Annotated in this window: 13 protein-coding genes and 1 tRNA gene; all 14 read right to left on the bottom strand. The window is 55.3% G+C overall.

The window, feature by feature from the left end; all coding sequences use genetic code 11:
- Positions 1 to 161, bottom strand: a 161-nt coding sequence (locus tag CLR77_RS19790; protein ID WP_227520022.1) for a GTP-binding protein, incomplete at its 3' end; no start/stop codon positions are given.
- Positions 162 to 194: 33 nt separating this feature from the next.
- Complete coding sequence (gene fusA / locus CLR77_RS19785) at positions 195 to 2,297, bottom strand: elongation factor G (protein WP_097462454.1); 2,103 nt, start codon at positions 2,295 to 2,297, stop codon at positions 195 to 197.
- An 18-nt stretch (positions 2,298 to 2,315) separates the two neighbouring features.
- Positions 2,316 to 2,789, bottom strand: coding sequence for a 30S ribosomal protein S7 (rpsG, locus tag CLR77_RS19780; protein WP_097462453.1), 474 nt, complete (start codon positions 2,787 to 2,789; stop codon positions 2,316 to 2,318).
- 102 nt (positions 2,790 to 2,891) lie between these two features.
- Positions 2,892 to 3,266, bottom strand: a complete 375-nt coding sequence (gene rpsL, locus CLR77_RS19775) for a 30S ribosomal protein S12 (RefSeq protein WP_097462452.1) — start codon at positions 3,264 to 3,266, stop codon at positions 2,892 to 2,894.
- A gap of 149 nt (positions 3,267 to 3,415) precedes the next feature.
- Positions 3,416 to 7,630: a DNA-directed RNA polymerase subunit beta' gene (gene rpoC, locus CLR77_RS19770; RefSeq protein ID WP_097462451.1), complete on the bottom strand. Its 4,215-nt coding sequence runs from the start codon at positions 7,628 to 7,630 to the stop codon at positions 3,416 to 3,418.
- A gap of 75 nt (positions 7,631 to 7,705) precedes the next feature.
- Positions 7,706 to 11,782: a DNA-directed RNA polymerase subunit beta gene (gene rpoB, locus CLR77_RS19765; RefSeq protein ID WP_097462450.1), complete on the bottom strand. Its 4,077-nt coding sequence runs from the start codon at positions 11,780 to 11,782 to the stop codon at positions 7,706 to 7,708.
- 203 nt (positions 11,783 to 11,985) lie between these two features.
- On the bottom strand, positions 11,986 to 12,363 hold the full coding sequence (rplL, locus tag CLR77_RS19760; protein ID WP_097462449.1) for a 50S ribosomal protein L7/L12: 378 nt from the start codon (positions 12,361 to 12,363) through the stop codon (positions 11,986 to 11,988).
- A 42-nt stretch (positions 12,364 to 12,405) separates the two neighbouring features.
- Positions 12,406 to 12,936, bottom strand: a complete 531-nt coding sequence (rplJ, locus tag CLR77_RS19755) for a 50S ribosomal protein L10 (RefSeq protein WP_097462448.1) — start codon at positions 12,934 to 12,936, stop codon at positions 12,406 to 12,408.
- 232 nt (positions 12,937 to 13,168) lie between these two features.
- Entirely contained in the window at positions 13,169 to 13,867 is a 699-nt protein-coding gene (gene rplA / locus CLR77_RS19750; RefSeq protein WP_097462447.1) for a 50S ribosomal protein L1, read from the bottom strand.
- Position 13,868: 1 nt separating this feature from the next.
- The gene (gene rplK, locus CLR77_RS19745) at positions 13,869 to 14,300 is read right to left on the bottom strand and encodes a 50S ribosomal protein L11 (RefSeq protein ID WP_097462446.1); all 432 of its coding nucleotides are present in this window, start codon (positions 14,298 to 14,300) and stop codon (positions 13,869 to 13,871) included.
- Between the two features lie 91 nt (positions 14,301 to 14,391).
- Entirely contained in the window at positions 14,392 to 14,925 is a 534-nt protein-coding gene (nusG, locus tag CLR77_RS19740) for a transcription termination/antitermination protein NusG (RefSeq protein WP_097462445.1), read from the bottom strand.
- 12 nt (positions 14,926 to 14,937) lie between these two features.
- Positions 14,938 to 15,306, bottom strand: a complete 369-nt coding sequence (gene secE / locus CLR77_RS19735; protein WP_097462444.1) for a preprotein translocase subunit SecE — start codon at positions 15,304 to 15,306, stop codon at positions 14,938 to 14,940.
- 33 nt (positions 15,307 to 15,339) lie between these two features.
- Positions 15,340 to 15,415 (bottom strand) — tRNA-Trp (locus tag CLR77_RS19730).
- Positions 15,416 to 15,442: 27 nt separating this feature from the next.
- The coding region (locus CLR77_RS19725; RefSeq protein WP_198962839.1) for an EF-Tu C-terminal domain-related protein at positions 15,443 to 15,552 on the bottom strand (110 nt) is incomplete at its 5' end.

The following is a 15,552-nucleotide window of genomic DNA, read 5'->3' as shown; positions in this document are numbered from 1 at the left end:
GCATTGTCGATCTGGTCGAATGCGCGCGCCTCACCAGTACCCCATACTTCGTGACATACACGAGTCAGAGCAGCCGTCAGCGTGGTTTTACCATGGTCAACGTGGCCAATGGTGCCCACGTTGATATGCGGCTTGGTACGTTCAAACTTGGCTTTAGACACAATTACACCTCTAGGCTCTTAAATTCTAATTAATCAGGTTTTGTTAATAATCGCTTCGGCAATGCTCGAAGGCGCCTCGATATACTTGGCGAACTCCATGGCGTAAGACGCACGCCCCTGCGTAGACGAACGCAGGTCCGTCGCGTAACCGAACATTTCCGACAGCGGAACTTCGGCACGCACCACCTTACCAGCAGGACTTTCGTCCATTCCCAGAATCACGCCACGACGACGGTTCAGGTCACCTACAACATCACCCATGTAGTCTTCGGGCGTCACGACCTCAACCCGCATAATCGGCTCCAGGATCGCAGGACTGGCTTCCAGGGCACCTTTCTTCATGGCCATGGAACCGGCAATCTTGAACGCCATTTCGTTGGAGTCGACGTCATGGTAAGAACCATCGTAAAGCGTCGCACGGATACCCAACAGCGGATAACCCGCCAAGCAACCGTTTTGCATCTGCTCTTCGATACCGTTCTTAACCGCAGGAATGTATTCCTTCGGCACCACACCACCCACGATGGCGTTCACGAACTCGAAGTTCTCGTGATCATCATCCAGCGGCAACGGCTCCAGCTTGATCCAGACGTGACCGTACTGACCGCGGCCACCGGACTGACGAACAAATTTGCCCTCGACATCAACAGCCTTACGAATACACTCGCGGTAGGCCACCTGCGGCTTACCGATATTCGCTTCGACCTTGAACTCGCGACGCATACGGTCAACGATGATATCCAGGTGCAGCTCGCCCATTCCGGAGATAATGGTCTGACCAGACTCCTCGTCAGTCCGCACGCGGAAAGAAGGATCTTCCTGAGCCAGCTTGCCAAGGGCGATACCCATCTTTTCCTGATCAGCCTTGGACTTGGGCTCCACCGCAACCGAGATAACCGGCTCAGGGAACTCCATTTTCTCCAGAACGATCTTGGCATTCTCGTCGCACAAGGTATCGCCCGTCGTTACGGACTTCAGGCCGATCGCCGCAGCGATATCGCCAGCCAACACCTCTTTGATCTCGTGACGATCCTTGGCGTGCATCTGCACCATCCGGCCGATGCGCTCTCTCTTGCCCTTGACGGAGTTAAATACCGCCTGACCGGACTCAAGCTTGCCCGAGTAAACACGGAAGAACGTCAGAGCACCAACGAACGGGTCAGTCGCGATCTTGAACGCCAGCGCGGCAAACGGCGCATTGTCGTCAACCGGACGAGTTTCTTCGGTCTCGCCATCGTCAAGCACACCGCGGATAGCCTTGACTTCGTCAGGCGCCGGCAGATACTCGACAACAGCATCCAGCATGGCCTGAACGCCCTTGTTCTTGAAGGCAGAACCACACAGTGCTGGAACAATCTGGTTAGCGAGCGTCAGCTTACGCAGACCTTTTTTGACCTCTTCCATGGTCAACTCGCCACCTTCAAGATATTTTTCCATGTACTCGTCAGTCGCTTCCGCGGCAGACTCGACCATGTACTCATGCCATTTCTTGGCTTCTTCCATCAGTTCGGCGGGGATGTCCTTCTCTTCGTAAGTCGCACCCTGATCCGCTTCGTTCCAGTAAATGGCCTTCATCCGCACCAGATCGATAACGCCCTGGAAGTTTTCCTCGGAACCGATCGAAAGCTGAATGGGTACAGGGCGAGCGCCCAGGCGATTCTTGATCTGATCAACAACACGCAGGAAGTTGGCGCCGGCACGGTCCATCTTGTTGACGAACACGATCCGGGGCACTTCATACTTGTTGGCCTGACGCCATACAGTCTCTGACTGCGGCTCCACACCAGAGGTACCGCAGAATACGACAACCGCGCCATCCAGAACCCGCAGGGAACGCTCAACCTCGATAGTGAAGTCAACGTGCCCAGGAGTATCGATGATGTTTACGCGGTGCTCTTCGAACTGCTGGTCCATGCCCCGCCAGAACGTCGTAGTCGCAGCGGAGGTAATGGTGATACCACGCTCCTGCTCCTGCTCCATCCAGTCCATCGTAGCGGCGCCGTCGTGTACTTCACCAATCTTGTGTGAAATACCGGTATAAAAAAGCACGCGTTCGGTCGTTGTGGTCTTACCCGCATCCACGTGCGCGACGATACCGATGTTCCGGTAGCGCCTAATAGGAGTTTTACGTGCCACGCTAAATACCTCGGTCGATTAGAAACGATAGTGTGAGAAGGCCCGGTTGGCTTCAGCCATACGGTGCACATCTTCACGCTTTTTGACCGCAGCGCCTTTATTCTCGGCAGCATCGAGAATTTCGCCCGCAAGCCGCTGAGCCATCGACTTCTCGCCGCGCTTACGGGAGAAATCTACCAACCAGCGCATCGCCAGTGCATTCTGACGAGCAGGACGAACTTCTACCGGCACCTGATAAGTTGCACCGCCAACCCGGCGGGACTTAACTTCAACCAGAGGCTGGATGTTTTCCAGCGCCTTCTCGAAAAGCTCAAGCGGTTGTTTGTCCTTGCCTTTTTCGGCAACGATATCCAGGGCACCGTAAACAATCCGCTCAGCCACGGCTTTTTTTCCGCTGATCATTACGTGGTTAATGAACTTCGCGAGGCGCTGACTTCCGAACTTGGGATCCGGAATAATTTCACGCTTGGCCGCTACACGTCTTCTAGGCATCGATAAGCACTCATTCAAAAAAGATCTTCAGGGTATCTGAGATAGCATTAGCCACTCAGCCTTACTCTCATCGTCTTGTAAAACGACAAAAGGCGCCTGTTATCAGGACTTCGGCCGCTTCGCACCATACTTGGAGCGAGCTTGCTTACGGTTCTGAACACCTTGGGTATCCAGAGTCCCGCGAACGGTGTGATAACGCACACCCGGCAAATCCTTTACCCGGCCGCCACGGATCAGCACAACACTGTGTTCTTGCAGGTTGTGGCCTTCACCGCCGATGTAGGATGTCACCTCGTAACCGTTGGTCAACCGCACACGGCATACTTTACGCAGGGCCGAGTTTGGCTTCTTCGGGGTAGTGGTATAGACGCGGGTGCAAACCCCACGACGTTGCGGACACCCCTGCAGCGCAGGTACGTCGCTTTTCGCCACCTTGCGTTTACGAGGCTTACGTACCAACTGGTTAATCGTTGCCATGTAAGCAAAACTCCACGTTTATTGCTGTTAAAAATGCCCTGGGGGCAAAATTTAAGGGACGCAAGTGTAAGCCTGCGTCCCTTTCCAGTCAAGATGACTGCTTTCTTTTTAACCAGTCGCCCACCCCAATAGAGAGGTGTGACGGATGGTTATTTGTTGAGCTCTGCGCTCAACGCTTCTACCACTTCCTCGGCGCTGACGCCCTGATTTTCCATCGCACGGGCGCGCTTGCGGCGACGCTCGCTGTGATAGGCCAAACCAGTACCGGCCGGAATCAAACGACCGACGACAACGTTTTCCTTCAAGCCCCGCAGGTAATCCCGCTTTCCAGTCACCGCACCTTCGGTCAGGACCCGGGTGGTTTCCTGGAAGGAGGCCGCCGAAATAAAGGATTCCGTCGCCAGCGATGCCTTGGTGATACCCAGCAACAAGCGCTCGCACTGCGCCGGTTCCTTGTCAGCCGCTACCGCCAGTTCATTTTCCTCAACGAACTGGGTGTATTCGACCTGATCACCCGTAATGAAGGTGGTATCGCCGGAATCCGTGATTTCCACCTTGCGCAGCATCTGCCGAACGATAACCTCGATATGTTTATCGTTGATGACGACGCCCTGCAGCCGATAAACGTCCTGGATTTCGTTGGTGATGTACTTAGCCAACTCAACGATGCCCAGCAGACGCAGAATATCGTGCGGATTGGATGGACCGTCGGAAACGACCTCACCTTTCTCCACCGTCTCACCTTCAAAGACGTTTAACTGGCGCCACTTCGGAATCAGAACCTCGTACGGATCGCCATCCTTCGGCGTAATCACCAAGCGCTTCTTACCCTTGGTTTCCTTACCAAAGCTGACAACACCCGAAATTTCCGCCAGGATCGACGGCTCTTTCGGACGACGCGCTTCGAACAGGTCGGCAACCCGCGGCAGACCACCGGTGATATCCCGAGTTTTCGAGCTCTCCTGCGGAATACGTGCAACAACGTCACCGATTTCGACCTTGCCGCCGTTGCTCAGCATGACCATCGCGCTTGCCGGCAGGAAATACTGCGCCGGAGCACCGCCTGGCAGGATAACTTCGTCGCCATTGGCGTCGAGCACCTGAACCATCGGGCGAATATCCTTACCCGCAGCTGGTCGATCTTTCGGATCGATAACCTCAATCGTGGACAGGCCTGTCAATTCATCGGTTTGGGTCTTGACGGTGATACCTTCATCCAGACCGACGAACTGGGCCTGACCATCAACTTCGGCGATGATCGGGTGAGTGTGCGGATCCCACTTCGCTACGATGGCACCAGCGGCAACCTTGTCACCATTCTTAACGCTCAGCACCGCACCATACGGCAGCTTGTACCACTCGCGCTCACGGCCATGATCGTCCGCAATAGCCAGGGCAGACGAACGCGACACCACAACCAGGGAGCCATCGGCTTTCTCGATGGACTTCATGTTGTGCAGTCGCACATCACCGCCATGCTTGACCTGAATATTGTCAACAGCGGAAGCCCGGCTTGCAGCACCCCCGATGTGGAAGGTCCGCATGGTCAACTGGGTACCAGGCTCACCGATGGACTGTGCAGCGATAACACCAACGGCTTCGCCGACATTCACCAAGTGACCGCGAGCCAGGTCTCGGCCGTAACACATGGAGCAGACACCGTGACGAGTGTCACAGGTAATCGCGGAACGCACCCAAATCTCGTCGACACCCGCCTTCTCGATGGTTTCGACGGTTTTCTCGTCCAGCAACGTGCCCGCTGCAACAACCGCGTTTTCTTTGTCGATCGGCGTGTAAACATCACGCGCCGTCACACGGCCCAGCACCCGATCACCCAGCGGCACGACAACGTCACCACCTTCGATCAGAGGCGTCATCAGCAAGCCGTCATTGGTGCCACAATCCGGCTGGGTAACAACCAGATCCTGTGCCACGTCGACAAGACGACGGGTCAGATAACCGGAGTTCGCTGTCTTCAGGGCCGTATCGGCAAGCCCCTTACGCGCACCGTGAGTCGAGATGAAGTACTGGAGTACGTTCAGACCTTCACGGAAGTTAGCGGTAATCGGCGTCTCGATGATGGAGCCATCCGGCTTCGCCATCAGGCCACGCATACCGGCCAACTGACGAATCTGGGCAGCGGAACCCCGGGCTCCGGAGTCGGCCATCATGTACACGGAGTTGAACGACTCCTGATGCAGCGGCTGGCCGTTCTCGTCCTTCAGTGGGTTGCCATCGGCATCCAGGACCTCCTGCTTGGAGAGGCGATCCATCATTGCCTTGGAAACCTTGTCGTTAGCACGCGACCAGATATCGATGACCTTATTGTACTTCTCACCTTGGGTCAGCAGACCAGACGCAAATTGCGACTCGATCTCCATAACCTCGCCTTCGGCAGCGTCGATGATCTGAACTTTTTCTTCCGGAATTTCGAAATCGTTCACACCGATAGACGAGCCGGATACCGTGGCGTAATGGAAGCCGGTGTACATCAACTGGTCAGCAAAGATAACTGTTTCCTTCAGGCCCACCCGACGATAACAAGCGTTGATCAGGCGGGAAATGGCCTTCTTCACCAAAGGACGGTTGATCAGTTCAAACGGCAGGCCTTCCGGCATAATGTCGGACAGCAGCGCACGACCGGCGGTGGTTTCAGCCAACAGAGTCCGCTCTTCACGGTTACCGTCCTCATCGAGAACGACCTCGCGAATACGAACTTTGATGCGGGCCTGCAGATCCAGCTTGCGGGCACCGTAGGCACGATGAACTTCGCGGGTATCCGCAAAGATCATACCCTCGCCTTTGGCACTCTTGCGCTCACGAGTCATGTAGTAAAGACCCAGAACCACGTCCTGAGACGGCACGATGATCGGATCGCCGTTCGCCGGAGACAGGATATTATTCGTCGACATCATCAGCGCACGGGCTTCGAGCTGTGCTTCCAGCGTCAGCGGCACGTGAACCGCCATCTGGTCACCGTCAAAGTCGGCGTTATAGGCCGCGCACACCAGCGGGTGCAGCTGGATCGCCTTACCTTCGATCAGTACCGGCTCGAATGCCTGAATACCAAGACGGTGCAAGGTCGGCGCACGGTTGAGCATCACGGGATGCTCACGAATGACCTCGTCCAGGATATCCCAGACAACCGCCTCTTCGCGCTCAACCATCTTCTTGGCAGCCTTGATCGTCGTTGCCAGGCCGCGATGTTCAAGCTTGGCAAAGATGAACGGCTTAAACAGCTCAAGCGCCATTTTCTTGGGCAGACCACATTGGTGCAACCGCAGGTAAGGGCCGACCACGATAACGGAACGGCCGGAGTAGTCCACGCGCTTGCCGAGCAGGTTCTGACGAAAACGACCCTGCTTACCCTTGATCATGTCTGCCAGAGATTTCAGCGGACGCTTGTTGGAACCGGTGATAGCACGACCACGACGACCGTTGTCCAGCAACGCATCAACGGCTTCCTGCAGCATCCGCTTTTCGTTGCGCACGATGATATCGGGCGCATTCAGCTCGAGCAGGCGCTTCAGTCGGTTATTACGGTTGATGACACGACGGTACAGATCGTTCAGGTCAGACGTCGCAAAACGGCCACCATCCAAAGGTACCAGTGGACGCAAGTCCGGCGGCAATACCGGCAGAACGGTCATGATCATGCACTCCGGACGGTTACCGGAATGCAGGAACGCTTCCATCAACTTCAGACGCTTGGACAGCTTCTTCAGTTTTGTTTCGGACGTCGTCTGCGGAATTTCTTCACGCAGCTGCTGGACGGCGGTCTCGAGTTCGATATCGCCCAACAGAGCCTGAATCGCTTCGGCCCCCATACGGGCATCGAACTCGTCACCGAACTCTTCCAGCGCTTCGTAGTACTGCTCGTCGTTGAGCAGCTGGCCACGCTCGAGGGTGGTCATCCCCGGCTCGATAACAATAAACGACTCGAAATAGAGTACGCGCTCGATGTCACGCAGCGTCATGTCCAGCATCAGACCGATACGGGACGGTAATGACTTCAGAAACCAGATATGGGCAACCGGGCTGGCCAGCTCGATATGACCCATGCGCTCACGACGCACACTGGCCAACGCAACCTCAACACCACATTTTTCACAAATGACACCACGGTGTTTCAGGCGCTTGTACTTGCCACACAGGCACTCATAGTCCTTGATCGGACCAAAAATCTTGGCACAGAACAACCCGTCCCGTTCCGGTTTGAACGTACGGTAGTTGATGGTTTCCGGCTTTTTGACTTCGCCGTAAGACCAGGAGCGAATCATGTCGGGCGAAGCAAGACCGATTCGAATCGAATCGAATTCCTGCTTCTGGTTCTGACTCTTGAGCAAGTTCAGCAAATCTTTCATCGGTAACAGCTCCGGATGGCGTTAATCTCCGGCGGGCGCGAAGCGCCCGCTCACGCTGCCAAACAGCAATTCGGCTCAGTCGCTTTCCAGCTCGATGTCGATACCCAGCGAGCGGATCTCTTTGACAAGCACATTGAAGGATTCGGGCATGCCCGGCTCCATGCGATGGTCACCATCGACAATGTTCTTGTACATCTTGGTCCGACCGTTGACGTCGTCAGACTTGACGGTGAGCATTTCCTGCAGCGTGTACGCTGCGCCATAAGCCTCGAGGGCCCAGACTTCCATCTCACCGAAACGCTGACCGCCGAACTGCGCTTTACCACCCAGCGGCTGCTGGGTGACCAGACTGTAGGAACCGGTTGAGCGAGCATGCATCTTATCGTCAACCAAGTGGTTCAGTTTCAGCATGTACATGTATCCGACCGTCACAGGACGATCGAACTTCTCACCGGTACGACCGTCGTGGAGCGTAATCTGCCCACTCGTCTCGATGCCGGCCAACTTCAGCATGTCTTTAATCTCGGATTCCTTGGCGCCATCGAATACAGCTGTCGCCATAGGCACACCTTCACGCAGATTGTGACAGAGTGCAAGAATCTCATCGTCAGACAGGCTATCGAGGTCGACACGCTCGGTCAGCTCGTTGCTGTTGTAGATGCTGTCCAGCAATTGGCGCAGTTCTACAACCTTACGCTGAGCTTCCAGCATCTCGTTGATGCGACGTCCCAAGCCCTTGGCTGCCGCTCCCAGGTGCGTCTCAAGAACCTGACCGACATTCATCCGGGAAGGAACACCCAGCGGGTTCAGCACGATATCCACCGGCTCGCCGTTTTGGTCGTACGGCATATCCTCAACCGGTTTGATCGCGGAGATAACCCCTTTGTTACCGTGACGTCCCGCCATCTTGTCACCTGGCTGGATGCGACGCTTGACCGCCAGATAGACTTTGACGATCTTCAGCACGCCCGGCGCCAGGTCATCGCCCTGCTGGATCTTGCGCTTCTTGTCTTCGAAACGCTGCTCCTGATCCTTACGGCGTTCTTCCAGGCTCTCGGCGGACTTGTCCAGCAACTCGTTCAGCTCATCGCTCTTAACACGAATGCGGAACCAGTCATCACGGGCCAAGCCATCAAGATAGGCCTCATCGAGGATGCCGCCTTTCTTCAGGCCGGGAGCTGTAAGCACTTCCTGCCCCAGCAGCGCACCGCGCAGACGTTCGAACGTGGCACCTTCAACGATCCGGTACTCGTCCTTCAGATCCTTACGGAATTTGTCCATTTCGGCCTTTTCAATGGACAGCGCACGCTGATCCTTCTCAATGCCGTCACGGGTAAAGACCTGAACGTCGATAACGGTGCCTCGCGTACCGGTGGAAACGCGCAGCGACGTGTCTTTTACGTCAGAAGCCTTTTCACCGAAGATCGCACGCAGCAGCTTCTCTTCCGGCGTCAGCTGGGTCTCGCCCTTCGGCGTAACCTTGCCGACCAGAATGTCGCCAGGGCCAACTTCTGCACCGATATAGACCACGCCTGACTCGTCCAGCTTCGCCAGCGCGCTCTCACCGACGTTTGGAATATCCGCGGTGATTTCTTCGCTGCCCAGCTTGGTATCGCGAGCTACACAGGTCAGTTCCTGGATGTGGATCGTGGTGAAACGATCCTCCTGGACAACCCGTTCAGACACCAGGATGGAGTCCTCGAAGTTGTAACCATTCCAGGGCATGAACGCGATACGCATATTCTGGCCCAGCGCCAACTCGCCGAGATCGACCGAAGGTCCGTCGGCCAGCACATCGCCGCGCTCGACACAATCGCCGCTGCGGACAATCGAACGCTGGTTGATACAGGTGTTCTGGTTGGAACGCGTGTACTTGGTCAGGTTGTAGATGTCGACACCGGCATCACCGGCTTCGGTTTCGTCATCGTTGACACGGATAACGATACGCGCCGCATCCACGCTCTCGACCACACCACCACGACGGGCAACAACGCAAACACCGGAATCCTGGGCCACAATCCGTTCGATACCGGTACCGACCAACGGTTTTTCAGCTCGCAGTGTCGGCACAGCCTGGCGCTGCATGTTCGACCCCATCAGGGCTCGGTTAGCATCATCGTGCTCGAGGAACGGAATCAGCGAAGCCGCGACGGAAACCACCTGACGCGGAGACACGTCCATGTAGTTAACCTTCTCCGGCGGCATAACCGTAAATTCGTTCTGGTGACGTACGGTAACCAGCTCATCGACAAGCCGCATACCTTCGTCTGTTGCCGCACTCGCCTGCGCGATGACGTAATTGCTTTCCTCGATCGCCGACAGGTACTCGATGTCATCGGTAACGACACCGTCAACAACCTTGCGATACGGACTTTCGAGGAACCCGTAGGAGTTCGTCCGTGCGTAGGTTGCCAGCGAGTTGATCAGACCGATGTTCGGACCTTCCGGCGTTTCGATAGGACAAACGCGACCATAGTGGGTCGGGTGAACGTCACGCACCTCGAAGCCCGCACGCTCACGGGTCAGGCCGCCCGGGCCCAACGCCGAAACGCGGCGCTTGTGCGTCACTTCAGACAGCGGGTTGTTCTGGTCCATGAACTGGGACAACTGACTGGAGCCGAAGAACTCCTTCACGGCTGCAGCGACCGGCTTCGCATTGATCAGGTCCTGCGGCATCAAGCCTTCGCTCTCAGCCAGGCTCAAACGCTCACGCACAGCACGCTCGACCCGCACCAAACCGACGCGGAACTGGTTTTCAGCCATTTCGCCGACGGAACGGATGCGGCGGTTGCCCAGGTTGTCGATGTCATCGACAGTGCCACGACCATTACGGATATCGATCAGCGTGCGCAGCACGTCGATGATATCTTCGTTGGTCAATACACCCTGACCTTCCAATTCTTCTCGACCCAGGCGGCGGTTAAGCTTCATACGTCCGACCGCAGACAGGTCGTAACGTTCCTCGGAGAAGAACAGGTTGTTAAACAGGTTCTCAGCGGACTCCTTGGTGGGCGGCTCACCTGGACGCATCATCCGGTAAATTTCGACCAACGCCTCAAGCTGATTGCGGGTTGGGTCGATGCGCAGCGTATCGGAAACGAAAGGCCCGCAATCGAGATCGTTCGTATACAGCGTTTCGAGTTCGGTGATACCGGCATCGAGGATTTTCGACAACGACTCTTCAGTCAGCTCAGTGTTGCATTCGACAAGCAGCTCACCGGTCTTGGCGTCAATCATATCCTTGGCCGTTACGCGGCCATAGAGATACTCATTCGGTACTTCGAGCTCAGTGATGCCAGACTTCTCCAACTGCCGAATATGGCGAGCAGTGACACGACGCCCCTCTTCGACAATGACGGATCCGTCTTTGTCCTTGATATCGAAAGTTGCAAGATCGCCACGCAGTCGGCTCGGCACCAGCTCGAGCTTGCTGGTTTCTTCGCCCAATGTGAACTTGCTGGTCTCGAAGAACATATCCAGCATCTGCTCGGACGAAAAGCCCAGAGCGCGCAACAGGATACTGGCAGGCAACTTGCGCCGACGGTCGATACGGACAAAAACGCAATCCTTCGGATCAAACTCGAAATCGAGCCAGGAGCCACGGTAAGGAATAACCCGAGCAGAATAAAGGAGCTTGCCAGAGGAGTGAGTCTTGCCTTTGTCGTGATCGAAGAAAACGCCCGGCGAACGGTGCAACTGGGACACGATTACGCGTTCGGTACCGTTGACCACAAAGGTACCGTTCTCAGTCATCAAGGGCATTTCGCCCATGTAGACTTCCTGCTCCTTGATATCCTTGATCGCCTTGTTGGCCGAATCCTTGTCATAGATGATCAGGCGCACTTTCACGCGCAACGGCGCGGCGTAGGTCACGCCCCGCAGTTGACACTCCTTGACATCGAACACCGGGTCCCCGACCCGGTAACTTACGTACTCCAGCGCGGCATTACCGGAGTAACTCATGATCGGGAATACGGATTTGAACGCGGCGTGAAGGCCAGTTTCCTGCCGACCATCGGACGCGACTTCCATTTGCAGGAAATCCCTGTATGAGTCCAACTGAATGGACAACAAATAGGGGACATCCATCACGGAAGGCAATTTGCCGAAATCTTTGCGAATCCGCTTTTTCTCAGTGTAGGAGTAAGTCATCTGCATTCCCCAGCGTTGGACCTGATACCTGGTATCAAGAAACGGACACTATGCCCGCCTCGGGGCCGAGTTGCTCAGCCGGTTGCGCCGTCTCGAACAAGACTTGGGCTGTAGGTTACAACATATACAACAGAAAAAGGCCGGCGGCCCTTGGCCACCAGCCAGTCATGCATCAAAGCATGTTTGCAGTTACCATCAAGCTCTTACTTGAGCTCAACCTTGGCGCCTGCTTCCTCAAGCTTCTTCTGGGCTTCTTCAGCGTCAGCCTTGCTTGCACCTTCCTTAACAGTGGAAGGAGCGCTATCAACCATGTCTTTGGCTTCTTTCAGGCCCAGACCGGTCAGCTCACGCACAACCTTGATAACGTTAACTTTCTTTTCGCCAGCAGCGGCCAGAACAACGTCGAACTCGGTTTTTTCTTCTGCAGCCGGAGCAGCAGCGCCAGCAGCAGCAGGTGCAGCAGCAACAGCAGCTGCGGCGGATACACCAAACTTCTCTTCCATTGCTTCAACCAGCGCAACAACATCCATTACGCTCATTTCAGCAATTGCATTCAAAATATCGTCTTTCGACAGAGCCATGACTTTTCTCCAATCAATACAGTAAAGACAAGCAGCGCAGCGTTAAGCCGCATCCTGCTTCTGATCACGAACGGCGGCGACGGCACGGGTAATCTTCGACGGAAATTCGTTGAAGGTCCGAGCCAGCTTGGTGATCGGTGCCTGAATGACGCCGGCCAACATTGCCAGCGCTTGATCGCGCGTCGGCAAGGTAGCAAGACGGTCAATCTGTTCCGCACCCATCAGCTCTCCGCCAACGGCCAGTGCTTTGATCTCAAACGCTTCCTTTTCCTTGGCAAAATCCTTCAGCAGGCGCGCAGCCGCGCCCGGATCTTCCATGGAGAAAGCGAAAATTGTCGGACCAACCAGAACCTCACGGATACATTCGAATTCAGTCCCTTCAACAGCGCGCTTAGCCAGCGTGTTACGAACCACACGCAGATAAACTTGCTGTTCACGGGCCTGTTTCCGAAGCGAGGTCATATCACCAGCGGTAACACCGCGGTAATTGGCCAGAACGACAGATAAAGCACCACTGGCAGCCTCGTTGACTTCAGCGACGATCGCCTTTTTGTCTTCGAGTCGGATTGCCACTGGATTTCTCCCATGTTTCGCTGGAGTGAACCAGCAACCCATTTGCACGCTCCTAAATTGGAGCGACCCTACGGTGCTTTGTTCGGAGAGAACGTCTTCACACCGTCTGCGCAGGCATTGCTTTAACCCCTATACGCAGCCGCCAGGGCGGCTGCTCGCAGGGACCTGCGGTCTTTGACAGCCTTGGCTCATGCCCAGACTACAAAGTTTTTTACTACTACTTCCTTTCGGATCAGGCGCTCAACGAGGCCTGATCGATAACCAGCCCGGGACCCATGGTCGAGGACAAGGTAACCTTTTTCAGGTATACACCTTTCGCGGCAGCCGGCTTGGCCTTTTTAAGGTCTGCCAACAGCGCTTCGAGGTTTTGCTTGATCGCTTCTGCCGAGAACTCCACATTGCCCAAAGCCGTGTGAATAATCCCGTTCTTGTCGTTACGGTAACGCACCTGACCGGCCTTGGCGTTTTTAACCGCGCCTTCGACGTCCGGCGTTACGGTACCGACCTTCGGGTTCGGCATCAGGCCGCGCGGACCCAGAATCTGGCCCAACTGACCGACAACACGCATCGCATCTGGCGTCGCAATGACTACATCAAAGTCAAGGTTACCCTTTTTGACTTCTTCTGCCAGGTCATCCATACCGACGATATCAGCGCCAGCAGCCTTGGCCTTATCGGCATTGGCACCCTGGGTGAACACCGCCACACGGACAGACTTACCAGTACCGTTGGGCAGAACCGTCGAACCACGAACCACCTGGTCCGATTTACGAGCATCAACGCCCAGGTTCACGGCCACATCAATGGATTCTTTAAACTTCACCTGCTGACTCAGTTCAGCCAGCAACGCAACAGCTTCGTCGACACTGTAAAGCTTGCCGGCGACCACTTTTTCACTAATCAGCTTCTGACGCTTGCTCAGCTTAGCCATCTCACACACCCTCCACATTCAGACCCATGCTGCGCGCCGTACCAGCAATGGTACGAACCGCGGCATCAAGATCCGCAGCAGTGAGATCCGGCTCTTTAGTCTTGGCGATTTCCTCGAGCTGCTCCCGAGTCACCACACCCACCTTGTCGGTATTCGGGCGACTGGAGCCACTTTTGACACCAGCTGCTTTTTTCAACAGCACAGACGCGGGCGGCGTCTTCGTCACAAAAGTGAAGCTACGATCACTGTAAACTGTGATGACGACAGGAATCGGCAGGCCAGGTTCCATGCCCTGGGTCTTGGCATTGAACGCCTTACAGAATTCCATGATATTCACACCGCGCTGACCCAGCGCCGGACCCACGGGGGGGCTCGGGTTAGCTTGACCAGCTGCAACTTGCAGCTTGATATAGGCGTCGATTTTCTTAGCCATGTTTCCTCCAATGGGTACAAGCGCCTTGCGGCTCCCCGTTTAGACACAAAAAGCCCGCGACACAACCGTGCGCGAGCTCCAGGAATTATTTCTAGTCCTTTTCGACCTGACTAAACTCCAGCTCCACAGGTGTCGAGCGGCCAAAAATGAGGACAGCTACTTTAACACGACTTTTATCGTAGTCAACCTCTTCGACCACACCATTGAAGTCAGCAAAAGGCCCCTCGATAACACGAACGATTTCGCCTGGCTCGAAAAGCGTCTTGGGTTTAGGCTTATCAGCACCGCTCTCCACGCGACGAAGGATAGCGTCAGCCTCTTTATCGGTAATTGGCGCCGGCTTGTCAGGCGTCCCACCAATAAAGCCCATGACACGCGGTGTATTTTTCACCAAATGCCAGCTAGCATCGTCCATTTCCATCTGAACCAACACATAGCCCGGATAGAATTTGCGCTCACTCTTGCGCTTCTTACCGTCGCGCATCTCCACGACTTCTTCGGTAGGAACAAGAATATCGCCGAACTTGTCTTCCATGCCATGGAGCACAACCCGCTCTTTGAGCGTGCGCATCACATGTTTTTCATAGCCGGAATAGGCGTGTACGACATACCAACGCATAGCCATCGCCGTCCCCTGTTATCCGATGATACCTGAAACGATCCAGCTGATCAGCGAGTCCATCCCCCACATAAGGAGAGCGACCACAAGAACAAACACGATCACGATGACCGTAGTCTGCACCAACTCTTGACGCGTCGGCCAGACCACTTTCCGAATCTCAACTTTCGCCTCTTTCAGCAGACGCGCAAAACGCCGCCCCCTATCCGTCTGCATAGCAATGACTGCAGCTACGATACCCATAGCCACCAATGCCAGCACACGATAGAGAACCGACGAACTACTGTAGTAGTAGTTACCGACAACGCCTACGGCGATCAAAACAAAAACAACCAGCCACTTCAGCACATCGAAGCGACTGGCCGTCTGATCAGCTTTTGACTCCATGGGAATCAACTTTGCCATTTTAAAGGTGAATAATGGCAGGCCAGGAGGGAATCGAACCCCCAACCTGCGGTTTTGGAGACCGCTGCTCTGCCAATTGAGCTACTGGCCTGCACTAAACCTGCCACGCGTTATTCGATTACTCGATCACCTTGGTCACAACGCCCGCACCAACGGTACGACCGCCTTCGCGAATCGCGAAGCGCAGACCATCTTCCATTGCGATCGGCGCAATCAGCGTCACGACCA

The organism is Mangrovitalea sediminis (assembly GCF_002514725.1).
Lineage (GTDB): Bacteria > Pseudomonadota > Gammaproteobacteria > Pseudomonadales > Oleiphilaceae > Mangrovitalea > Mangrovitalea sediminis.
The sequence above is the reverse complement of the archived record's forward strand: the minus strand, read 5'-3'. Positions and strand labels throughout refer to the sequence as shown.